This is a genomic window from Mammaliicoccus sp. I-M35 (assembly GCF_022386455.1).
Lineage (GTDB): Bacteria > Bacillota > Bacilli > Staphylococcales > Staphylococcaceae > Mammaliicoccus > Mammaliicoccus sciuri_A.
The window spans coordinates 19502-42096 of record NZ_JAJNIL010000010.1 but is presented as its reverse complement, the minus strand read 5'-3'; the positions used below and the strand labels follow the sequence as shown (position 1 = coordinate 42096).

General features: G+C 33.0%; 30 protein-coding genes and 1 riboswitch. Of the genes, 19 read left to right on the top strand and 11 right to left on the bottom strand.

Annotated features, from left to right (window positions below):
• Positions 1 to 14: 14 nt before the first annotated feature.
• The 5 genes from guaA to LQ679_RS11530 all read left to right on the top strand — a co-directional run bounded on the left by guaA (position 15) and on the right by LQ679_RS11530 (position 3813).
• On the top strand, positions 15 to 1559 hold the full coding sequence (gene guaA / locus LQ679_RS11550) for a glutamine-hydrolyzing GMP synthase (RefSeq protein WP_037589419.1): 1545 nt from the start codon (positions 15 to 17) through the stop codon (positions 1557 to 1559).
• 311 nt (positions 1560 to 1870) lie between these two features.
• Positions 1871 to 2392: a hypothetical protein gene (locus LQ679_RS11545; protein ID WP_204189003.1), complete on the top strand. Its 522-nt coding sequence runs from the start codon at positions 1871 to 1873 to the stop codon at positions 2390 to 2392.
• Between the two features lie 127 nt (positions 2393 to 2519).
• Positions 2520 to 2840, top strand: a complete 321-nt coding sequence (locus LQ679_RS11540) for an antibiotic biosynthesis monooxygenase family protein (protein ID WP_037589416.1) — start codon at positions 2520 to 2522, stop codon at positions 2838 to 2840.
• A gap of 190 nt (positions 2841 to 3030) precedes the next feature.
• Positions 3031 to 3387, top strand: a complete 357-nt coding sequence (locus LQ679_RS11535) for a hypothetical protein (RefSeq protein WP_239762976.1) — start codon at positions 3031 to 3033, stop codon at positions 3385 to 3387.
• Positions 3388 to 3393: 6 nt separating this feature from the next.
• A complete protein-coding gene (locus tag LQ679_RS11530; RefSeq protein WP_239762973.1) occupies positions 3394 to 3813 on the top strand; it encodes a hypothetical protein in 420 nt (139 codons plus the stop codon).
• A gap of 49 nt (positions 3814 to 3862) precedes the next feature.
• On the opposite strand, the gene LQ679_RS11525 is transcribed toward LQ679_RS11530, so the two are convergent.
• A complete protein-coding gene (locus LQ679_RS11525) occupies positions 3863 to 4084 on the bottom strand; it encodes an alpha/beta hydrolase (RefSeq protein WP_239762970.1) in 222 nt (73 codons plus the stop codon).
• 117 nt (positions 4085 to 4201) lie between these two features.
• On the bottom strand, positions 4202 to 4444 hold the full coding sequence (locus tag LQ679_RS11520) for an alpha/beta hydrolase (RefSeq protein WP_239762968.1): 243 nt from the start codon (positions 4442 to 4444) through the stop codon (positions 4202 to 4204).
• Between the two features lie 36 nt (positions 4445 to 4480).
• Here LQ679_RS11520 and LQ679_RS11515 point away from each other — a divergent pair, with 36 nt between their 5' ends.
• A complete protein-coding gene (locus LQ679_RS11515; protein WP_037589398.1) occupies positions 4481 to 5443 on the top strand; it encodes a VOC family protein in 963 nt (320 codons plus the stop codon).
• A 277-nt stretch (positions 5444 to 5720) separates the two neighbouring features.
• On the top strand, positions 5721 to 5909 hold the full coding sequence (locus LQ679_RS11510) for a hypothetical protein (protein ID WP_191092302.1): 189 nt from the start codon (positions 5721 to 5723) through the stop codon (positions 5907 to 5909).
• Positions 5910 to 6312: 403 nt separating this feature from the next.
• Here the strand turns inward: LQ679_RS11510 and LQ679_RS11505 are convergent, their stop codons facing one another.
• A complete protein-coding gene (locus LQ679_RS11505) occupies positions 6313 to 6657 on the bottom strand; it encodes a nuclear transport factor 2 family protein (protein WP_239762965.1) in 345 nt (114 codons plus the stop codon).
• Between the two features lie 142 nt (positions 6658 to 6799).
• Between LQ679_RS11505 and LQ679_RS11500 the strand changes: the two genes are divergently transcribed.
• Positions 6800 to 6982 (top strand): hypothetical protein, encoded by a 183-nt coding sequence (locus tag LQ679_RS11500; RefSeq protein WP_126476332.1) that lies wholly within the window; start codon positions 6800 to 6802, stop codon positions 6980 to 6982.
• 184 nt (positions 6983 to 7166) lie between these two features.
• Complete coding sequence (locus tag LQ679_RS11495; RefSeq protein WP_239762962.1) at positions 7167 to 7739, top strand: helix-turn-helix domain-containing protein; 573 nt, start codon at positions 7167 to 7169, stop codon at positions 7737 to 7739.
• 49 nt (positions 7740 to 7788) lie between these two features.
• On the opposite strand, the gene LQ679_RS11490 is transcribed toward LQ679_RS11495, so the two are convergent.
• Complete coding sequence (locus LQ679_RS11490; protein ID WP_239762960.1) at positions 7789 to 8265, bottom strand: SRPBCC family protein; 477 nt, start codon at positions 8263 to 8265, stop codon at positions 7789 to 7791.
• A 170-nt stretch (positions 8266 to 8435) separates the two neighbouring features.
• Here LQ679_RS11490 and LQ679_RS11485 point away from each other — a divergent pair, with 170 nt between their 5' ends.
• From LQ679_RS11485 to LQ679_RS11475, 3 genes are read left to right on the top strand one after another with little or no spacing between them, the layout of a single operon-like run.
• Positions 8436 to 8759 (top strand): PadR family transcriptional regulator, encoded by a 324-nt coding sequence (locus LQ679_RS11485; RefSeq protein WP_025906145.1) that lies wholly within the window; start codon positions 8436 to 8438, stop codon positions 8757 to 8759.
• Positions 8752 to 9312, top strand: a complete 561-nt coding sequence (locus LQ679_RS11480) for a DUF1700 domain-containing protein (RefSeq protein ID WP_232174547.1) — start codon at positions 8752 to 8754, stop codon at positions 9310 to 9312. The genes LQ679_RS11485 and LQ679_RS11480 overlap by 8 nt, the downstream gene beginning before the upstream one ends.
• Positions 9309 to 10100 carry a DUF4097 family beta strand repeat-containing protein gene (locus LQ679_RS11475; protein ID WP_239762957.1) on the top strand — a complete coding sequence of 264 codons (792 nt, stop codon included), beginning with the start codon at positions 9309 to 9311 and terminating at the stop codon, positions 10098 to 10100. Before LQ679_RS11480 ends, LQ679_RS11475 begins: the two co-directional genes overlap by 4 nt.
• 50 nt (positions 10101 to 10150) lie before the next feature.
• Here the strand turns inward: LQ679_RS11475 and LQ679_RS11470 are convergent, their stop codons facing one another.
• Positions 10151 to 10486 (bottom strand): helix-turn-helix domain-containing protein, encoded by a 336-nt coding sequence (locus tag LQ679_RS11470; protein WP_025906138.1) that lies wholly within the window; start codon positions 10484 to 10486, stop codon positions 10151 to 10153.
• A gap of 138 nt (positions 10487 to 10624) precedes the next feature.
• A riboswitch (guanidine-I (ykkC/yxkD leader) is annotated at positions 10625 to 10724 on the top strand.
• 48 nt (positions 10725 to 10772) lie between these two features.
• On the opposite strand from LQ679_RS11470, the gene LQ679_RS11465 reads away from it, so the two are divergent.
• Both LQ679_RS11465 and LQ679_RS11460 read left to right on the top strand, forming a co-directional pair.
• Positions 10773 to 11096: a DMT family transporter gene (locus LQ679_RS11465; protein WP_025906137.1), complete on the top strand. Its 324-nt coding sequence runs from the start codon at positions 10773 to 10775 to the stop codon at positions 11094 to 11096.
• Position 11097: 1 nt separating this feature from the next.
• Entirely contained in the window at positions 11098 to 11412 is a 315-nt protein-coding gene (locus LQ679_RS11460) for a DMT family transporter (RefSeq protein WP_037589390.1), read from the top strand.
• Positions 11413 to 11424: 12 nt separating this feature from the next.
• Here the strand turns inward: LQ679_RS11460 and LQ679_RS11455 are convergent, their stop codons facing one another.
• Positions 11425 to 11877: a GNAT family N-acetyltransferase gene (locus LQ679_RS11455; protein ID WP_037589389.1), complete on the bottom strand. Its 453-nt coding sequence runs from the start codon at positions 11875 to 11877 to the stop codon at positions 11425 to 11427.
• An 85-nt stretch (positions 11878 to 11962) separates the two neighbouring features.
• On the opposite strand from LQ679_RS11455, the gene LQ679_RS11450 reads away from it, so the two are divergent.
• The 3 genes from LQ679_RS11450 (at position 11963) to LQ679_RS11440 (ending at position 15389) form a co-directional block, all read left to right on the top strand.
• Positions 11963 to 12859 (top strand): TIGR01777 family oxidoreductase, encoded by an 897-nt coding sequence (locus LQ679_RS11450; RefSeq protein ID WP_107576834.1) that lies wholly within the window; start codon positions 11963 to 11965, stop codon positions 12857 to 12859.
• A 136-nt stretch (positions 12860 to 12995) separates the two neighbouring features.
• Complete coding sequence (gene rocD / locus LQ679_RS11445) at positions 12996 to 14201, top strand: ornithine--oxo-acid transaminase (RefSeq protein WP_239762956.1); 1206 nt, start codon at positions 12996 to 12998, stop codon at positions 14199 to 14201.
• A gap of 117 nt (positions 14202 to 14318) precedes the next feature.
• On the top strand, positions 14319 to 15389 hold the full coding sequence (locus LQ679_RS11440; RefSeq protein WP_206166539.1) for an NAD/NADP octopine/nopaline dehydrogenase family protein: 1071 nt from the start codon (positions 14319 to 14321) through the stop codon (positions 15387 to 15389).
• A gap of 43 nt (positions 15390 to 15432) precedes the next feature.
• On the opposite strand, the gene LQ679_RS11435 is transcribed toward LQ679_RS11440, so the two are convergent.
• Positions 15433 to 16593, bottom strand: a complete 1161-nt coding sequence (locus tag LQ679_RS11435; RefSeq protein WP_239762952.1) for an MFS transporter — start codon at positions 16591 to 16593, stop codon at positions 15433 to 15435.
• A gap of 128 nt (positions 16594 to 16721) precedes the next feature.
• On the opposite strand from LQ679_RS11435, the gene LQ679_RS11430 reads away from it, so the two are divergent.
• Positions 16722 to 17480 (top strand): nucleotidyltransferase domain-containing protein, encoded by a 759-nt coding sequence (locus LQ679_RS11430; RefSeq protein ID WP_239762948.1) that lies wholly within the window; start codon positions 16722 to 16724, stop codon positions 17478 to 17480.
• 122 nt (positions 17481 to 17602) lie between these two features.
• Positions 17603 to 18532, top strand: a complete 930-nt coding sequence (locus tag LQ679_RS11425; protein ID WP_239762945.1) for a VOC family protein — start codon at positions 17603 to 17605, stop codon at positions 18530 to 18532.
• Between the two features lie 580 nt (positions 18533 to 19112).
• Here LQ679_RS11425 and LQ679_RS11420 read toward each other — a convergent pair.
• The 4 genes from LQ679_RS11420 to gltC form a co-directional block, all read right to left on the bottom strand.
• Complete coding sequence (locus LQ679_RS11420; RefSeq protein WP_048540293.1) at positions 19113 to 19871, bottom strand: YibE/F family protein; 759 nt, start codon at positions 19869 to 19871, stop codon at positions 19113 to 19115.
• A complete protein-coding gene (locus LQ679_RS11415) occupies positions 19871 to 20986 on the bottom strand; it encodes a YibE/F family protein (protein WP_239762942.1) in 1116 nt (371 codons plus the stop codon). The genes LQ679_RS11420 and LQ679_RS11415 overlap by 1 nt, the downstream gene beginning before the upstream one ends.
• A gap of 69 nt (positions 20987 to 21055) precedes the next feature.
• The gene (locus tag LQ679_RS11410) at positions 21056 to 21667 is read right to left on the bottom strand and encodes a DNA-3-methyladenine glycosylase (protein ID WP_239762939.1); all 612 of its coding nucleotides are present in this window, start codon (positions 21665 to 21667) and stop codon (positions 21056 to 21058) included.
• A gap of 16 nt (positions 21668 to 21683) precedes the next feature.
• Positions 21684 to 22571 carry a glutamate biosynthesis transcriptional regulator GltC gene (gene gltC / locus LQ679_RS11405; protein WP_037589378.1) on the bottom strand — a complete coding sequence of 296 codons (888 nt, stop codon included), beginning with the start codon at positions 22569 to 22571 and terminating at the stop codon, positions 21684 to 21686.
• Positions 22572 to 22595: the final 24 nt, after the last annotated feature.

The following is a 22595-nucleotide window of genomic DNA, read 5'->3' as shown; positions in this document are numbered from 1 at the left end:
GGAGAACGACAATTATGGAAATGGCTTTTGAACAAGAGTTAATTCTTGTATTGGATTTTGGTAGTCAATATAATCAATTGATTACACGTCGTATAAGAGAAATGGGCGTATATAGTGAGTTACACGACCATGAAATCTCAATCGAAGAAATTAAAAAAATGAATCCTAAAGGTATTATACTTTCAGGTGGACCAAATTCAGTATACGAAGAAGGATCATTCACAGTTGATCCTGAAATCTTTGAATTAGGTATTCCTGTTTTAGGTATTTGTTACGGTATGCAATTAATGACTAAATTATTAGGTGGTTCTGTAGAAAGAGCTAACGAACGTGAATACGGTAAAGCAACATTAAACGTTAAATCAGATGACGAGTTATTCTTCAGCTTACCTAATAGTCAAACAGTTTGGATGAGTCACAGTGACAAAGTAATCGATATTCCTGAGAACTTTGAAATCATTGCAGACAGCCCAAGTTGTCAAAATGCAGCAATTGAAGATAAATCAAGAAAATTATACGGTGTACAATTCCATCCAGAAGTAAGACATACTGAATACGGAAATGACTTATTAAGAAACTTCATTCGTCGTGTTTGTGAATGTACTGGAAACTGGACAATGGAAAACTTTGTTGAAATCGAAGTAGAAAAAATTAGAGAACAAGTTGGCGATCGTAAAGTATTATGTGCGATGAGTGGTGGCGTTGATTCATCAGTTGTAGCAGTATTACTTCATAAAGCTATTGGTGATCAATTAACTTGTATTTTCGTAGACCATGGATTGCTTAGAAAAGGTGAAGGCGACATGGTAATGGAGAACTTTGGTGAAGGCTTCAATATGAACATCATTAGAGTAGATGCCAAAGACCGTTTCATGAGTAAATTAGCTGGCGTTTCAGATCCTGAGAAAAAACGTAAAATTATCGGTAATGAATTTGTATATGTATTTGATGACGAAGCATCAAAATTAGAAGGCGTAGATTTCCTTGCACAAGGTACGCTTTATACAGATATCATTGAATCAGGTACAAAGACTGCACAAACAATTAAATCACACCATAACGTAGGTGGATTACCAGAAGACATGCAGTTCCAATTAATTGAACCAATTAATACACTATTTAAAGACGAAGTACGAGCATTAGGAATCGAATTAGGCATACCAGAACATTTAGTATGGCGCCAACCATTCCCAGGCCCAGGTTTAGGAATTCGTGTATTAGGTGAAATTACTGAAGAAAAATTAGAAATCGTAAGAGAATCAGACGCAATTCTAAGAGAAGTCGTGCGTGAAGAAGGTCTAGAAAGAGATATTTGGCAATACTTCACAGTATTACCAGATATCCGTTCAGTAGGTGTTATGGGAGACTACCGTACATATGACTACACAGTCGGCGTACGCGCAGTAACATCAATAGACGGCATGACAAGTGACTTCGCAAGAATTGACTGGGAAGTCTTACAAAAAGTATCAAGCCGTATCGTAAACGAAGTAGACCACGTAAACAGAGTTGTCTATGACATTACATCTAAGCCCCCAAGCACAATCGAGTGGGAGTAAGATAATAGTAAATATTAAGGCTAGAAACACCGTAAATTTGGTGTTTCTAGCCTTTTTTGATTAATATATTATAGAGTCGTTTAGAATGTAAGTGATAATGAAGACACAATATACTATAGGTGGTTGTAATTTGAGGGGTGTATAAGTAGTGTTTTTACTAACTTAGTGATCCTCATAAAAAGGGGTTAAATAAAAAAGATAAAGTTGTAATTCGAATTTTCTTATAGGGTAATTATCTAGGAACACCTAGGATATCCAAATAAAATGTTAAAAAATTGAAGTTAAAACTTATTATATAAGGAGTTAAAAGTATGGGGAAAACTAGAGGATTAAAGAGGAAATTTAATGAAGCTTTTAGCGATTATAAAACGCGATTAACACATTATGATGGCTATGCAGCGTTATATGTTCCGCAGATAACCTATAAAGAAAATAGAATAAACGGTTACAAAGTATCAAAATTTCTTGTAGAAAATACAATAGAAAACATGCCGAATGAAGCCTATTATCTTTATGTATTTGATGAAAATAATGCTTTAAATAATCATGTAATAATAGCTGATGAAAAAGAAACATTAGATTTAGGATTATTTAAAGATAGTAATGGTAAAAAGCCAGAGTATATTAAAAATTTAGAGGAAAATTACAAACTTAAGTTTGAGAGACATTTAGCAACTTGGGAAATGGATAAAATAGAATATTTTAATTTAGATAGTGAAGATAAAGAAGGTATACTATACACTGAAAAAAAAGATCAGAAAGTAATAGCAGTCACAAATATTTTATGGATAAGTGATGCTATTGTAAATAAGTATATTTTATCTAGTAAATAGCAATAACTAGAATGATAAACGAATATCATATTTGAAGTTATTCATTCATTAATTCATTTAAGCGTTTCATATGTTTGTAATTTTTATTTTTGATATATTGGAATATATAGACAAGGAGGCGTTATGAATGTTTGTTGCACAAGCAATTTTTTCTACTAAAGATGAGGCATCTAAGGCTATATTAGATAATAAAGCTAGTCATGCTAAACAAGATTTTGAAGGCTTTGAGGGCTTTATTGATGCACAAGTTTGGAAGTCTGAAACGGGAAGCAAGTTAGAATACGCGATTGTTTCTAAATGGAATGATAAGAAAGATTTTCAAGCTTGGATTTCTAGACCTTCTCATGTTGAAGAACATAAAAACATGAGTAAAGAAAAGAAAGAAAACGAAGAAGCGAAAGTTTCAAAAATCGAAAAGCAAATTAAAAAATACGAACTTGTAGATTAATAAGTAAGTTATTTTAATGAGCTTTATAAAATAAAAATCACGAGTGATTTTAGGTGGATGTACCTTTAGTCACTCGTGATTTTTTTGTAGAAGTCATCCTTTTTACTGGGAATTTTTGTATAATAAAAGAGAACTTAAGTATATACAAATACATTCCTAAGTTATAATTTGAAACGTTTATTAGGAGGGAGTGGCGATTAAAAAGTTACTAGTATTATTATGTATATTTATCGTAGTTGTGGTCTGTGTGATGTTGTTTATATCAAATAGAACTGATAGTGATCATGATATTCGGAATTTCACTTCAAAAAATGGAACAGAAGGTGAATATTTAATTTATCCTGTTAAGAACGCTAAGGGAATATTAGTGTGGTTACATGGTGATGGTGCTTATGAGTTTCATCATCCTGATTCAGAAGTCTATTTAGCTGGGAAAGATGGCATCCGTCAAGTTGCTAAAGAAAAAGAGTTAACTTTAGTTGTGCCGAAGTCTGTTAACGATGAAGAGCAGTGGTGGAAGAATGGAGAAGCCAATGTGGAATATTGAGTTGAATTGATTGCTTCTTTACCAAATCATGAAAAATTATGGATAGGTAGCTTTTCAGGTGGTGCAGAAACAACAGCATATTGGGTGCTGGATAAATTACCAGAACTAAATGTTCAATCTGGTGGTGCAATAATGTTTGGAGGAGGAGGTTCTCCAAAGAAAGAAGGGATTGCCACTCATATTGAAAAGTCACAACATGTAAAAGGATCATTCCCGTTAACATGGATTGTTGGAGAAAATGATCACGTAGGTGGAAAGACTGAAGATGACCCATTTGATGCTTTCTTTACAAGTAAAGAAGGGGAAGCATTTTACGCTCAAGAAGGCTGGGAAACGAAGAGGGTTGTCTTAAAACATTACAGTCACGTATTGGCGAATGGAGAAGTCGGACTGTATGGGAAATATTTAAGAGAATATATTCAGTGAAATTTGTTGAATTATATATAAAGAATAGACAATCCTCTAAACTTTTGGTTTAGAGGATTGTTTTAATATGTTCAATTTCTGGTTCTTCTAGTTCGTGGGCGCCGTCGAGTAGTTCGAATTGAACGTTTTTAAATAATGGTTTGAGTTGTTCTGATAGTGCTTTTACTTTACCGGGTATTGTTAAATAATCATTTGAACCTGTCGTGATAATGACGGATGTTTCTTTATAAGTTTCCGTAATATGATAGTCGAGGTCTGATGGGTGCAGCAATAAGATTTGGTCAACTTTAATAAGGTGTTGTTCCAGTAATCCTAATATGAAATTCGCACCGTTTGAATAACCTAAAAATATGACTTTTTCATAATCGTGTTCTTTGATAAATGTATTTCAAAAATCTATAAAAGATTTGGTTTGTTGCTCGAAGTCATGTCGGTCTAATGTGTTGTTCTGAAGCGCTGCAAAGAAACGTCTTTCTTGTCCTTGGCCAACACTACCTTGTAAGCCTAAAATGTTAGCTTCAGGGTTTAATATACTTGAAAAAGGAAGAAGTTGGTATTGATTGCCACCTGTTCCATGAAAAAGTACAATTAAAGTATTGTTATTGGGATTTTCTTGTAAGAAATATTCCATTTTATCTCCTCCATAAATGTGAAAGGGCTGTTGTTTATGAATCACAATTCGATTATACATCATGTATCTATTATAAATCATGATGCAGAAGAATCATTCAATTTTTATCGTAATATATTAGGTCTTAATTTACTAATGAAGACTGTTAATCAAGAGAACTATGAAATGTATCATGTTTTCTTTGCGGATAAATATGGGCGACCAGGTACAGAAGTGACACTTTTTGAAATGAAAGAAGGTAAAGATAATCAGTTTGGTGCTAATGCATTTGATCGATTACTTTTTAAAGTGCCTTCTGTAGAATCGTTGAAATATTGGGAAGCACGGTTTGATGAATATGAAGTATGCCATTACGGCATTGAAGTTTACACTGACCGCAGTCTAATTCGCTTTGAAGGACCGGATAATACGCCACTCGGTTTAATCGTTATTTCTGATCAAGAAGATGTCCATCAATTTAATACAGATGAACAAAGTACCGTGCCAGTAGAGTATCAAATACTTGGTCTAGATTCTATACATGCACGTGTCAGATATCCTAAAGCAAGTATAGAACATTTCCAATCATTATATAATTGGACATCAGCAGGTCAGCAGACATTCTTTGATACAGATTTAAATGTAGAGATTTTGCATAATCGTAATCAAGATATGTATCATGAAATACATTTTATTTATGACACATTTAATCCACTTGAAGATCAAGGATTTGGTGGAATACATCACGTTGCTATTTCAGCTGAAGACGAAAGTGAATTGCAAGAAATTGAAACAGCTTTAGATAAATTAAATATGGTCCATTCACCAATTAAAAATCGAGGATTCTTTAAATCCATTTACTATAGAGATCCGAATCAACTGCTATTTGAAGTTGCGACTTTAAAGCTTAATATGAAAGAAATTACCTTTGAAGACAAAGCATTTCAAGACATCCCGTTATACTTACCAGAACATTTAGAAGAGAAGCGCGGATATATAGAAAAGCAATTACAAAAATAGAATTGAGCAAAATAAGGAATCATTAATATTAGAAGTGTTTGAAATATGATATGTATAACCATATAATATAATTAACATTGAAAATTATATTTGAGGGTTGATATTTATGGACATATTCACTAAAATTTTTGTAGAAAAACCATTTCAAGTTTTCCTTTGCATTCTTATTCCATGGTTATTGCTAGTGATCATACTGTGGGATGAGCCAAACACAAAATCAACAGTATTAAAATTTAGTATAGTAGTGATACCACAATGGGTATTTATCTTTAATACTATGTCAAAAAACTTAGATAAAGAACTTAATGAAATAATTAAGAAGCATAATATTTCGAAAGAGAAATTGTTTCAAATAACAAGATTAACAAACTATGAATTAACAGAAAACGAAGGTCAATTTAAGTTTCATGTTTCACCAAGAAGAAAGAAAAAGTATTTAAATATGTTGAAAGAATATTATGAGTGAATAATAAAACCAGCAAAAATCACAAGCGATTTGTGAATCTTTGCTGGTTCTTTTTGTGGAATAAATCAAGTGTAGGCGCACGAAGACTGAGAGATATCGTGCGCTAAGGCATAAAATCAGGGTATATCGCACGAAGACTTTGAGATATCGTGCGCAAGGGTACAAAATCAAGGTGAAACGCACGAAGACTGAGAGATATCGTGCGCTAAGGCATAAAATCAGGGTATATCGCACGAAGACTTCGAGATATCGTGCGCGAGGGTACAAAATCAGGGTGAAACGCACGAAGACTTCGAGATATCGTGCGCTAAGGCATAAAATCAGGGCATATCGCACGAAGACTTTGAGATATCGTGCGCAAGGGCATAAAATCAGGGTATATCGCACGAAGACTGAGAAATATTTATTTATTCTCTATACAATATGACTGTATTTTTATAATTTTATCTTCTCTAAATGTGTATATGTCACATGCATCTATCTTGTTTATTTGAATACCTTCTTTATAAAAATAACCAGTACCTATAACGACAATTTGGTGGTCACTTTTAATCGTATCGTGAATTTCAAATTGCGTTGTTACGGTTTCAAAATAATGTGCGACTTGGGTGCAATAATTTGCAACTTCTTCATAACCTTTCAATACTGTATCGCCAACAATATGCCATTCAATATCTTGATCTAAATAAGCATTACATTTATCAAAATGTCCTTTAGAAAAACTTTCTGCAACTGACGAATTAGACAATGAAGTTCACCTCATTTTAGATAAATTATAACAACGCGCGTGTAAAATAACAATTTGGAGGCGAAATATTGTCAAAATTGTTACAATATTTTATAATAATTACAAATATTAACATTATCGTTATGTGAAAGGGGCAATCAACATGCAATTTATCATCACATTAATCGCTGCATTAATAGTTGGTCTGTATATGTATAAGAAGAAAGTTCCTGTTAATGCTAAGAGCTTATTTTTTATGGTTGTATTTGGAATATTTATGCATGCATTATCAGATTTTATTGCTGGATTTATAGAAGGTATTCAAAGCTCCATGAATAGTAGATAACACATGATGTTAAAGAAGCTTACACAGTTTTTCAAAGTGTAAGCTTCTTTTTATAAATCCCTTCATATCAACGATGCAAAATATCTTTGGCAAAGTTTTTTCTGGATTTTTAATGCAATGACAACGATGTTTGATACACTGTTTTTGAATCTTTTATTAAGGTGATGACAAGGAGGACATCGATATGAATTTAAGTAAGCAAATTATTCATTTAAGAAAAGAATATAACTTATCTCAAGAAGATCTAGCTGAAAAAGTCTTTGTGAGTAGGCAGTCTATTTCTAATTGGGAAAGGGGTAAGAGTTACCCCGATATTGAATCTTTATTGCTACTAAGTAATATATTTGATGTCTCCTTAGATCATTTAGTAAAAGGAGATGTAAACATGATGAAAAGAGAAATGGATAGAAAAGTATTTGATAAGTGGACTTGGTTAATGATGATCTTTATGGGACTTGCTGCTATTCTACTTATACCGAGTATGATGTTAATGGGCATGTATGGATTATTTGTACCTTTTGTTCTTTGGTTAATCGGTATGTACTTTGCTTATAAAGTAGATAAATTTAAAGAAGTCCATAATATTAAAGCATATAGTCAAATTATGGATTATATGAATGGTAAAGATGTAAAAACAATTCGTGAAAGAACAAGGAAAGATAAATTTAAAGATAGAGTCGTTGCCATTGTAACGCCAATTATATTTGCACTTATCGCATTTATAGTTGCTTATTATGGAATGAAATTAATAGATTGATCAATAAAAAAGCCAAATCACATGTTACTCATGTGGTTTGGCTTTTTTACTAATTTAAGTTTAAAGTTTGTTCTATTTCGTCGGTCTTTGATTTAAAATCAAATGCTTCTTTCGATAATGGTTGTCCTGATTCGGCTAATTTTTTTACACTTTGTATTTGAAAATACCAACCTGTAAAATCATTCGCAATGGTTTCAAAAGTGAATGGTAATGATTCTTTAAATGTTAACGTCACAGTGTCCCCATTTTCTTCTAATGAAAAATCTACATGACCTTGGTCCCAGTCATATCCAATATGATCGTTTGGATGATAGTCTGTAATCTTCGCATATTCATATTCACTATTACCGAGGTCGAAGATTAATTGACTACCTGCTCGTTCTTCTTCAAAAGATAATTCAGGAAACCACTGTTTAATGCCTTCAGTCGTTCCTAAAAGTTTGAATACATGTGACTTATGAGAATGTATGGATACATCAATCGTTTGATGAGCGTGCGTTTCGTCAGTTCTGTAATTTACGTTCATTCTAATCCCCCTTATTGTTAGTTGTACTTAATATACCAATAAGTTAGCTAAATATAAAAAATTTATAGCATAGTATAATTTAGTACCTTGCAATGTATAATAGTGTGTGTTATATTTTCATCAAGAGCTATTATACATTGTATAGTACTGGGTTAAGTGGAGGAAAAAATATGAACATACAATTTAAAAAAGGCGCACTCGAATTTATTGTATTGCTTATTATTAAAGGCGAAGATCAATACGGTTATTCATTAATTCAAAAAATCACACCTAGAATCACGATTTCTGAAGGAACGGTTTATCCTTTGTTAAGACGTCTCGTAAAAGAAGCATATTTAACAACATATTATGAGCCATCTACTGAAGGACCAGCTAGAAAGTATTATAAGATCACAGATTCAGGTAATGAGCGATTAGAGCAGTTGTTAAAAGAATGGCAAAGTTTCACAGATGCGGTGAATTTGTTTTTAGAGGAGAGTGAAAGTAATGAGTAAGAAAGAATACTTAAATTTGTTAAATAAGTATTTAAAGAATATATCTGAGGAAGATAAACAAGATATTCTAGCTGAATATGAAACGCACTTTATAAGTGGTGTTGAAGATGGACAAACAGAAGAGAATATTGCTAAAGAACTCGGACATCCGAGAGATATTGCCAAGGAAATAAATGCAACTTTAGCGATAGATAGAGCAGAATCTCATCATAAAGTAGGTAACGTGTGGCAAGCGATTATATCTGTAATGGGACTAGGTTTATTGAATTTCTTTGTTATTTTGATTCCTTTTGTCATTATGATTTCGGTGCTATTTGGTTTTATGGCGACAACACTATCTTTACTCGTTACGCCAGCGATGTTGATTGTAAAGGGTGTTTATAATGGCTTTGATGCAGTGCATCAATTAGATGTATATATTGTGTTAGCCAGCTTTGGTTTAGGACTCGTGCTGTTTGTGGTCACTTATTTATTAACAAAATGGTCATATCAATTAACGGTTAAATATTTACGTTGGAATATTTCTATCGTGAAAGGGAGTGCTAAATCATGAAGAAATTATTATGGATATTGTTTAGTGTAGGACTTATTCTATTTATCGTATTTGGTACATTGACATTTGCTGTCGGGAAAAAAGAAGCAGATAATACGAAACAAGAAACGATCTTAAATAAGACTTATCAAGAAGACATTAAACATATAAATGTTAATGCAAGTGATGCTGCTGTAACAATCAAAAAAGGCGATCAATTTAAAGTGACATCTGTAGGGAATAAAGATGAATTTGATATAACTTCTAAAGTAAAAGACGAAACATTAAACGTCAATTTAAAAGAACAAAATTTGATGATTAATTTTAATTTCTTTAAGAATGCATATAATGAAATTGAAATTACAGTACCTAAAAATCTTGAGCAACTAGATGTAACGACTGACACAGGTAAACTGAATATACGTGATATTAAAGCGGATAACACTTCATTAGTTGTAGATACGGGCATGATAAACATTGATGATTCGGATTTAGGGAATTTTGAAGCATATTCAGATACAGGAAAAATTTTAACTAATAAGACAAACTTTAAGAATGGTAAAATTCAAAGTGATACAGGTACCGTTAGATTAAATGATGCACCAGCTGATACACCATTAGACATTGAAACGGATACAGGGTCTGTGACATTGGTTTATAATAAAACGTTAAAAAATACGTTACTAGATATCGAACAAGATGTAGGAAATACACAAATTAACCGCACTGAATTAAAGAATAAAAAAGTAGGTTCAGGAGATAACTTAGTCAAAATTAGAAGTGATGTTGGCTCTGTTCAAATAGATTAATAATAAAACGCTAACGAGTCGACTCGTTAGCGTTTTATTTAATTTAAACTTTATGATTTTTGAGATATTTCTTGTATATATGCTAGTGCTTGTCTTTTTTTCTCTTTGTTTAAACCACGTAATAATTGAATGGCATCATTAATAATTTGTGAATCTTCTTCATCTTCGTATGCTTCTGGTACGTTTACCCAGCCCATAATATAAGCGGGTGTTGTAGACAGTGCGATTGATAATTTTTCAACTACTGATGGTGTTAATTTAGATGTTTGACCTGTTTCATATCTGGAAATGGTCGACTGATTGACGTTAATCAGTTTAGCTAATTTATACGTGCTAAATCCGAGTTCTTCTCTTCTTTGTTTAATTCGATATCCTGTTTGATTCAATGCTTTCACCTCAATCACTTCAAATGATGATCTATTAATTCTATTATATCTGATTTAAGTTGTGATTTGTAATTTTCAGATACGAATGATACTTTATTGACCAACAAAAATTCATTTGCTATAATTCGAACTAATCGAATAAAAGCTTTCTAGGGTTCCGTAACTGAGTGGTTAGTCTGGACCGAGAGAAAGCCGCAAGTTGATACTTGTGACACGGAGGGATAAAAGCCTGGGAGACTTATTAAATAAGTTTCCCGGGCTTTTTAATTTAAGGAGGAAAATATAAATGAACTGGATAAAAATTATCATTGGCGCAATATTTGAAGTTGGTTGGGTAGTCGGCTTAACACATGCAAATAATACATTTGAATGGATTCTGACAGTTATCGCGATTGTCGTAAGTTTCTATTTATTAATTAATGCATCTAAATATTTACCAGTAGGCACTTCGTATGCTGTATATGTTGGATTAGGTGCAACCGGCGTAACCATTGTAGATTTCGCATTATTTGGTGAACCTGTTGTTATCGGAAAAGTTATTTTAATCGTGACGTTAATTATAGGTGTCATTGGATTGAAACTTGTAACACGTGAAGAGGAGGGTGCATAACATGGCATGGATTGTATTGATTTTGGCAGGTTTATTTGAAATGTTAGGTGTATTATTTATGAACATTTATGCAAAACGTAATAATATCCCATCGTTATTAGGACTAGGGTTATTCTTTGTATTAAGCTTTATTTGTTTATCCATCGCAATGAATACAATACCTATGAGCACGAGCTATGCAATATGGACTGGTATCGGTGCTGTCGGCGGTGCGTTATTAGGTATTATATTCTACGGGGAGTCTAAAGAATTTAAACGTATATTATTTATCGGCATTATTCTAGCAAGCACGATAGGTTTGAAGTTAATCAGTTAACTATTTAATAGCTTATAAATCATAGTTGATTTCCATCCATTCATTGACTTCTTTGAAACCAAGCTTTTTGTAAACTGGTTTACCTAAAGTAGAAGCGGCGAGGAAGATTTTTTTGATATTTCTTGATTCAACATCTTGAATGAGTTCAGTAATGATTTTTTGGGCGATGCCTCGGCCTCTAAAATCTGGGTGTGTATAAATATTAGTGACGTATGCTCTTTCACCTGAAGGGTTTGTGAATGATGGTGGAAATGGGTAATAGATAATCGCACCACTTGCGATAATTTTATCATCAACAATGGCTAATAATTGATAAAGCGATTTGTTCGTTAACATGTCCGTGAAAAATTGTTCTAGTTCAACATCTATATTGGGTGTTGGGTTAGAACCTTCATCAATTAATTGCGCTTTGCGTAATTCGACTAATTCACTTAAATCTGAAATGGTTGCTTGTCTAATAAACATATTTAACCTCCTTAATATCTATATAAATGGGTATATATTATTATAGATGATTTTTTACAACAACTTAAATTAAAGTGGGGATAAAATGAAAAAAATATTAATGACAGGTGGAACGGGTTTAGTTGGATCAGCTTTAGTTGCACATTACTTAAATACAGATAGTGAAATTTATATATTAACAAGAAGTGATAGAACGTCAGATGAACCATTTGTGCATTATATTAATTGGTCTGAGGATGGTTGGGAAGAGTATTTACCTCAAATTGATATCGTGATAAACCTGGCTGGTGCTAGTCTCAACAACCGTTGGACACCAGAGCATAAAGAAGCCATTATGAAGAGTCGTATTGAATCGACTAAGCGACTATACGATTATTTTGAAAAGCAAAATTATGCACCAAAAGTATTATTTAATGCAAGTGCAGTTGGATACTACCCGCCGTCTAAAGTGGTATCTTACGATGAGTATGATCAGTTTCTGTCACATGACTTTCTATCGACTGTCGTAGAAAGATGGGAACAAACAGCATGGCTATTTGATAAATTAGGAACGAGAGTCGTTATAGGTCGATTTGGTGTTATATTATCCAGTGAGGGTGGTGCGCTACCTACAATGGTTAAACCGTATCAATTCTTTGTTGGCGGTCCACTTGGTTCAGGTAAGCAATGGATGAGTTGGATTCATATTGATGATTTAGTAAAAGGTATCACTACGCTCATTCAAAATGAACAATTTAAAGGTGTTTATAACTTATGTAGTCCTCATCCAGTCCAACAAGATGAATTGGGCAAATCTATTGGGAAAGCGATTCATAGACCACACCTATTGCCAGTACCTAAATTTGCATTGCGCTTGTTATTGGGAGAGCAGTCTACCGTTATTCTAGATGTACAAAAAGTATTCCCTAAAAAGTTGCAAGAACAGAACTTTGAATTTGAGTATCCATATATAGATGATGCCATTAGTCATTTATTAAAATAAATACTAATTAAAGAAGTGGCTGGGACATAATGTAGTGTCTCGGTCGCTTTTTTCTTTTGACTTATATACAAAACAAATGTATGATTATGAATATTAATACGAATTATAGTATATTTATTATAAAGGTGGGTACTCAATGAATCAGTTTATCGCATTAACAGAAAAGTATAGCCCGAATAATTATAGTCCATTAGATATTGTTTTGACTGAAGGTAAAGGTGCACATGTTAAAGATTCAGATGGTAATACATATATTGATTGTGTTTCTGGATTTTCGGTTCTAAACCAAGGGCATGGTCATCCTAAAATTATTCAAGCATTTTTAGATCAAAGTAAAAAGATTACAATGACTTCTAGAGCTTTGTATAGTGATAATTTAGGCATTTGGGAAGAGAAGATTTGTAAGTTAGCCAATAAAAATAAAGTATTACCTATGAATACTGGAACTGAAGCGGTAGAGACTGCCATCAAAGTAGCAACGAAATGGGGTCAAGATATCAAAGGTATTAATGCGCTTGATGCTGAAATTATTGCGATGGAAGGTAATTTTCATGGCCGAACAATTGGTTCGCTATCCTTATCATCAAACGATAGTTATAAAGAAGGCTTTGGTGTACTAGCAGGCAATATTAAATACAGTGAATTTGGCAATGCTGAAGAAATTGCTTCTCTTATCACACCCAATACAACAGCGATCATCTTAGAACCTATACAAGGAGAAGGTGGCGTTCATATCCCTCCTGAAAATTTCATTAAAGATGTTAAAGCTTTGTGTGAGCAACATCAGATTCTGTTGATTGCAGACGAAATTCAAGTAGGATTAGGTCGAACAGGTAAGATGTTTGCGATGGAATGGGAAGGCGTTGAACCTGATATTTATTTATTAGGGAAAGCTTTAGGCGGCGGTCTCTATCCTATTTCTGCAGTCGTAGCGAATGATGATGTCATGCAAGTATTGACGCCAGGTACACATGGTTCAACATTTGGCGGAAATCCATTAGCATGTGCTGTTTCAATTGCAGCTTTGGATGTACTTATAGATGAGTCGCTTCCTGAACGTTCGCAACAACTTGGTGAAAAATTATTAAATGGTTTGAAAAAAATAGATAGTCCAATTATAAAAGAAGTGAGAGGACGTGGGTTGTTTATCGGTATTGAACTTAATGAGCAAGCACAATCAATCGTATCAAGTATTAATGAACAAGGTGTCTTATGTAAAGAAACACAAGGCAATATTATACGTTTAGCACCACCACTCGTTATTGAAGAACAAGACATTGATACTATTGTTAATGTCATTACACAAACAATAGAAGAAAAATCAAAACAATATCAATCATAGAATTTTTATAAATAGTGAGTAAGGCATAAATCGATGTCTTACTCACTTTTCTTTTATGTTAAAATTTCCTGGGTATATATTTATATATACTAATTTTTCAATGAAGGGAAGGATAATATGAAAATAGCAATAGTAGGTTCAGGTAATGGTGCCGTAACCGCTGCTCTAGACATGATATCTAAAGGGCATGAAGTAAAATTATATTGTCGTAATCAATCTATTCATAAATTTGATAAAGCTTTTGAACGAGGTGGCTTTGATTTTATAAATGAAGGTGACAAGACGTTTGTTAAGTTTACTGACATAAGTGATGACATGTCGTATGTATTAAAAGATGCAGAAGTGATACAAATGATTATCCCTTCATCATTCATCGAACATTATGCGAAAACGATGGCGCCTCTTATTAATAATGATCAATTGATCTTATTCAATATCGCAGCAGCTATGGGATCTATTAGGTTTATCAATGTGTTAGAGAAACAACATATTGAAACAATGCCGAAGTTTGCTGAATTGAATACATTAACGTACGGGACACGTGTAGATTATGATAAAGCAGAAGTGAATTTATCTCTTAACGTTCAGAAAGTACACTTCTCAACATATGATAAAAGCTATTTAACAGAAAGCTTTAAAACGATTAAAGAACTATATCCGTATATCGTTAAAGAAGAAAGTCTTTGGAAGACAAACTTAGAAAACGGGAATCCAGAAGTACATCCGGGTCCAACATTATTAAACGTAGGTAGAATAGACTATGCAGATGAATTTGCCTTATATAAAGAAGGCATTACAACTCATACTGTAAAGTTATTGCATGCAGTCGAATTGGAAAGATTGTCACTAGGTAGAAAATTAGGTTTCGAACTTAATACAGCAAAAGGTGCACGAATAGAACGCGGTTACCTATCAAATGATGATGAAGACGAACCACTTAATAAATTATTCAATACAAGTCCAGTATTTTCACAAATCAACGGACCAAACGAAGTAGAAAATAGATACTTAACAGAAGATATCGCATATGGTTTAGTACTCTGGTCAAGCTTAGGAAAAGTAATCGGTGTACCAACACCAAACATAGATGCCATAATCGTAATCGCATCAACAATATTAGAGCGAGATTTCTATACAGAAGGTTTAACAGTAGAATCATTAGGATTAGAGAAATTAGGATTGGAATAAAAAAACGCTTAGCTCATTCGCGAGCTAAGCGTTTTTCGATATATTAAGCGACATTTTTAAATAATGATCTACTAATTATTGCTGCTATTACTGTTAATAAGAGTGTTAAGATACCGATACCTATCCATGCGTATTGTACGAATACGTATCCGCCTAATATGGTTAATAAACTTGATCCTACATAATAACCTAATAAATATAAAGTTGAGGCGTGTGATTTGCTTGATTCGGTTAATGTGGCGATATAACTGCTTTGAATGGAATGTGCGCCAAAGAATCCGAATGTCATTGCGGCGATTCCTAATATATCAAGTGGTAAGTATGTTATGAATGTAAGAATAATACCTACAATCATGATTGTTATGGCGATTGCATATGCTTTTTTTATACCAAGTTTATAACTGAGTTTTCCAAAGTTAATGGAGCTATACGTACCTATTAAATATAAAATAAATATAAAGGCAATCGTAGACTCACTAAGTGAAAATGGTGGATGTTCGAAACGTACCGTTATATAACTGTATATTGTGACAAAGGTACCCATTAATAAGAATGCTAGTGACATCGTTTTTAAAACGGCTGAGTTCTTTAATAGTTTTCCATATTTAATGAAATGTTGTTTCGGTGATACCCATTGTGGTGTTTGAACTGTTGAAGTTGGTAATAAAATAACCATTAATATTGCGAGTATTAAATTAAGGATGCTGAGCGATGCGATCGCAACTTGCCAATTTGCGATGTCTGTTAGAATACCAACAACTACACGACCAGACATACCCCCAAATGTCGTTCCTGCTACATATAAACCCATTACTTTACTGACTCTATCTTTATGTACTTCATCAGCTATATATGCCATTGCGATAGAAGGCACACCACTTAAAGCTAATCCCATCAGACCACGAATGATGAGAAATATATGGAAGTTCGTGACGAAAACACTGATGATAGATAATACACTTACAAGTAATACAGAAATAGACATCATACGTTTCTTCTCAATATTGTTGAGCATAGGCACTAAAATTAAACCAATACCAAGCATAAAAGTAGAAACGGATAAAGTTAAACTGATATCAGATAGCGACACGTTAAAATATTGACTTAGCCCATTAAATATTGGTTGCGTAACATAAAGGCTAGAAAAAATGATGAATCCTGCTAATAATAATGAAATAGATCTCTTTTTCTGTTCACTTGTCATATTGTATCTCTCCCTACAACAATAATCATAACGCTAAAAAAATCATTTTTCGAAAAATATGCATATATTATTCAATTGTAATTGTGATATATTATAATAATCTGAATTTTTAAGTAAGGGGTGGGAATATGAGATACGAAATAGCTTTAAAGAAAATTGTACCGGCTTTGAAAAAGGTAAATGGAGTTTTATCAATATTTTTAAAGGGGTCTATTGCTAGAGGGGAAAATGATGCCTATTCTGATTTAGATATTTATGTCATGTTAGAACGCGAGGTACAAGTTGAAGAAGTATATGACAGTATTGTAGATGCACTAGAGCAATATCAACCGCTGTTATATAAAGAATTAGTGGAAATTATATGCCCTCAAATCGTTGGTGTATTTGAAGATATGTTACATATAGATTGTTATATTGTTCATGAACATGATTATCCTCAAACAGATGATATAAAAGTGATATATGACCCTAACGGTAGATTGAAGGAATATGATAAAAAAGATTTAAGTATAACTGAAGAGGTATTCATAGATTCAGCATTAGATAGTTGTTGGTTTATCTTTCAATATGATCATATAGTTGGAAGAGGGCAATATTTATGGACGACTCAAATGATTGATAATGCACTTAATCATGCAATTAAAGTATTGTTATATAAATATTATCCTGAGAAAGCAGTACTAGGTAAAAAAGCTGCACATCATCTGCCTGCTGATATTTATTCAAAGTTAAATCATATAAATGATTGTAATAATTCTATAAAGCATAGAGAAGCGGTTACTCAATATATGAATCTATACCAAGACTATATTAAAGACATGGTTGAGGAATATTGGGTTGAAGGATTCGAAAAAATATACGACTATTTATATAAAAAATATGCATAACTAGACACCAGTCATAGTGACGTCACTATGACTGGTGTCTTTATATTTACATGTGAGTATAATTTTTGTAATGATGAATCTGATGCGCGTATAATGTAGTTAAATTAATGGGAGGTACGATTATGATAGAAATTTTAGGGCACCACCATATTTCGATGCTTACGAAAGATGCTAAGTTAAATAAAGAATTTTATGTAGAAAAATTAGGGCTACGTTTATATTTAAAAACAGTGAATCAAGATGACCCTTCTATGTATCATTTGTTCTATGGTGATGAGGTTGGTTCGCCTGGTACTTCTTTAACATTTTTCGAACTTAAACCGATGGGACAAACTTATAAAGGTACGAACTCGATTTCAAGAATTGGATTGTTAGTACCAAGTGAAGAAAGCTTAAATTATTGGAAAGATCGTTTTGAAAAGCTTGATGTTGATCATGACGCTATTGGTATTTATAACGGTATGACAGCTTTACATTTTAGAGATCACGAAGGATTGGAAATGGTATTATTACCTAATGGTGAACGTAAGGTGCCGCAAAGTTGGCGTCATAATAGATACACAGATGTACCAGAAGAACATCAAATTATGGGTATGGGTCCTGTAGAATTTAAAATTGATGATGTTTCAGAAATGAAAAATTTCCTGGAAAATGATTTGCATTTTGAGTTAGTAGATTCTGAAAGTGAATTATTATATACGATTGATTTTGAAGGATTGTATAGCGATATTATATTGAAAGAAGTAGAAGGTGAAAGAGAAAGACCTGGTAAAGGAAGTATTCACCATCTTGCATTATCCGTAGCAGACGAAGAAGAATTAAATAAAGTGAAAGAATTATTAGATGAAAAAGGCGTTGTACATTCTGGAATAGTGGATAGAGATTTCTTTAAAAGCTTATATTATAGACATTCACATATATTGATTGAATTTGCGACAGAAGGACCAGGTATGCCATATGATGATGTGTCGGAACTTGGACAACAGCTAGACTTACCAGGATTTTTAGAATCAAGAAGAGCAGAAATTGAAAGTAATTTAGAACCTATTTAATAGTAGAATATAGGGTTTCTAACGCTCAAGAAACACAGACAAGATCGTTAGAAATTCTAACGCTCAAGAAACACAGACAAGATCGTTAGCGGACAAAAAAATTAAAAAAATGAGAGAAAACCTGGCGCTAACGTTCAAGAGTGAAAAACAAGATCGTTAGAAATTCTAACGCTCAAGAAACACAAACAAGATCGTTAGCGGACAAAAAAATTAAAAAAATGAGAGAAAACTAGGCTCTAACGCTCAAGAATGAAAAACAAGATCGTTAGAAATTCTAACGCTCAAAAAACACAAACAAGATCGTTAGCGGACAAAAAAATTAAAAAAATGAGAGAAAACTAGGCGCTAACGATCAAGAATGAAAAACAAGATCGTTAGAAATTCTAACGCTCAAGAAACGTAAACAAGATCGTTAGCGGACAAAAAAATTAAAAAAATGAGAGAAAACTAGGCGCTAACGCTCAAGAATGAAAAACAAGATCGTTAGAAATTCTAACGTTCAAGAAACACAAACAAGATCGTTAGCCCTTCATATATACAAACAAAAGCACCTTTTGACCGAGTCAAAAGGTGCTTTCTTCTATATTTTATGTTGCTGTTTTTTTATTAATCTCACTGTGATAAATGAGGTGATTGGGATGGCGATACTTACAGCGATACCGCCTAATAAAATGGTTATGATTTCAGCTGCAAATATTTTAGCATTGATTATTTCGCCAAAGGTGTAATTTAATTTACCAAACCAGAAAAATAACGTGATTTGTCCGCCTATATAGGCGAAGTAAATTGTATTAGTTGTTGTTGATAGGATGTCTCTTCCTATTGTTAAGCCAGACTTGAATAGTTGTTGCAATGATATTTTTGGATGTGCTTCATATAGTTCGTACATTGGAGAACTAATGGATATTGTTAAATCAATCACAGCTGCGATTACGGCTAATACAACTGTAAATACCATGAGTTCGGCATAATTTATACCTACATTCATTGAAAATATATACGTTTCATCTTGTTCTTCTTCAGTGAACCCTTGCAACATTGAAATATCTACAATGAAATAGATTAATCCTATTAAGATAAGCGTAGATATAATGGTCGCGAAAAAGGCAGCAACTGTCTTAGTATTATAAGCATTAATATAGAACAAGTTAATACACGTAATAATTAAACAGAAGATGATTAATACGATGAATATAGGCGCTTTATAAATGATGAGTAATAACGCAATAAACAACGTCAGCAAGTTTAAAAATAACGTTACAAACGATCTAAATCCTTTCTTACCACCAACGATGATCATAAGAATGAGTAATATACTGGCTAAAATAAATGTCGTCATTATTTAGCCTCCTCTCTTTGCATGAACATCATTGCAACAAATATTGTGATAGGTATCGTAATCACAATACCAATGCCGCCCATTAGTGCTCTTGTAATTTCTAATGACCAATTCATGGATAAGGTATACGTGATTGTATTGCTATTTTTAAAGTAAAGAATAATCATCGGAATGCTACCAGATAAATAAGCGAAGAATAAGATATTCGTCATTGTACCCATAATATCTTTACCAATGTTTGTGCCAGATTGACGCAATTGTTTCAATGAAATTTCGGGATGTTGTGCTTTAATCTCATATAAGGAACTTGTTAACGTAATAGCAACATCCATAACCGCACCAAGTGAACCTATGAGCACAGACGCTAGGAATATTTGTGTCGGTTGAATCGTTAAGAAACTCATCGTTTCATATTTAACACCGTCACCATTCGTAAACAACATGACAAGTTGAGCGATACCAATACTTAAAAATGTACCTAATAAAGTTGAAATTATCGCAACAAAAGTTCTCCGCTTAAAGCCACTAACGAGCAATAAGGATACGATCGTTGAGAATATAACTGTTGCCGTCATTAATATAAAGAAGTGATGATTATTATGTTTCATGAAATAATCAATCATCAATAGTAGAACTGTGACATTAATAATAAGTGAAATAATGGAATATAGTCCTGATTTTCTACCGACGATAAGTAAAGTTAATAAGAATAAACCAGTCATTAATGTGACAGCGCCATCTCGTTTTAAGCCTTTTATAATAGTGGTGTCTTCTTTACCTTTATAGGATAAGAGGACTTGGTCGTTTACATGGTATTTCTCAGAATCCGTTAAAGAATCCGTGTATTTATGAGGGATCGTAATTCGGTCTCCTTTATGCTGACCGTTCTGAATCTCTAAATGGATTTGTTCTTTATGTAACGTATCTTTATTTTTATTTTGGTCAATCGTTGTTTGTGAAGATTGATGTGTAATATCCGTAATCTGACCAATTGGTGTTTTGTAATATTGCGCATTATGTTGGGTGAAAATATAGGCTATTATAACGCATGCAATAAATATGAGTATCGCAACATTAAATGGTTTCGTTAATTGTTGTTTGATTTTGTCATTCATGTTTTGCCACCATCATTTTTCTTTGATTTGAACATACTATAGTATACGTACATAAGAGGTGTACTTCAATTATTTCCATGTTTCAGCACAAGGTAGTGAATCGCGTTTTCTAGCTTTTGAGACATACGGATGTCCTGCTACTGTGAAACGTAAAGGTTTATCAGTCCAGATGCCTTTATTTGGTACGCCGATTCTTGCTGATCGTTCGATTTGTTTAGGGTATCTTCTATTTGTTGTATCAATTTTTAAGCAATTGGCATTAAGTTTAGTGCCATCTAATGCTTTAGATATTTGCATCGCTTGCGTGAATTTGCCAGGTCCATTAGTTAATTCTATACCTGTTTTGCCGTTACGGTTCAGAGACATTTGTTCAATACCATGTTCAGGTTCTATCGCTCTAATTAAGACACCTTGAGGTTCACCTTCAACTTGCGTAACAAAGTTAATCAGTAGTTGTTTGTGCATAGAATGTGCATAGATCGTTCCACCCTCGCAATACAAAGATTTCACGCTTTTAGTATTTCTGCCATTGAACGAATGAGCAGCTTGATCGTGTTTACCAACATAAGCTTCCGTTTCAACGATATAACCTGTATATACGATATCGTCTGTTTCGTGAATGATTTTGACGCCAAGTAAGTCGGCAGCAATTTCTTCAGTCGTTCTATTGATAAAATCCATTTTGAAAATATCCTCCTTAATGATACGTTGCTTGTCTTTGCAATAAAGAACGTGTATGTTCAATAAAAGTCTTCAATTTACTGTTTTGATTATTGTCTTGATAAACAATGTTAATCGTTCTTTTAAGTTCGGTATGTGTTAACGGGATTTTTGTGAGTTGTTCATTTTCAATACCATTACTTAAATAATCTGGCACGATGAGTACGCCTTTTTCAGAAAGTAATGTTTGTCGTAATAACGCAAAATTTGAAATCGGGTAAGTCTTCTGTGATGCATGTTTACGTATTAATTGTGATATTTGATCAGGTAATGTGTTGAAATGGTAAATGTATTGCTGGCTCAATTGTGATAAAGGCGGTTTAGGGTTCATTGATAAATCGTTGTTATTATGAACGTATAAATTATATGTTTCTTCGAATAGTGTATGTTTAATAGTATGTTTATTGTTTGTAAGTTTCGGTGTAAGTTCGCATAACGCGACATCTATTTGGTGAGATAATAAGCCTTCTTCAATTTCTAAGGGTGTCATCATCATAGGTCTAACTTCTATTTTGAAATCTCGCTCGTAAGTCTTAATAATAGCCGGTAAAGCTTGTGATACATAACTTTCTGTATAAGCGAGTTTAATAGAACGTCTATCTGAATGTTCTTGGTGTATAAATAAATCTTTCGTTTCTTCTATTAAGTTTAAAATTCTATTTGTCTGTGTAAGTAAGAGTTCGCCACTGTCCGTTAATTTTACATTTCTGCCTTCTCTTAAAAATAACGTCGTGTTTAATTCTTTTTCTAAATTCGCGATTTGTCTACTGACCGCAGATTGGGCAATCTCTAGCTCGAGCGCAGCCTCTGAAATATGCTCTCTTAAAGCAACTTCTCTAAAATAAATTAATTGTTTTATCTCCATATTCAACACCTCATTATTTATATT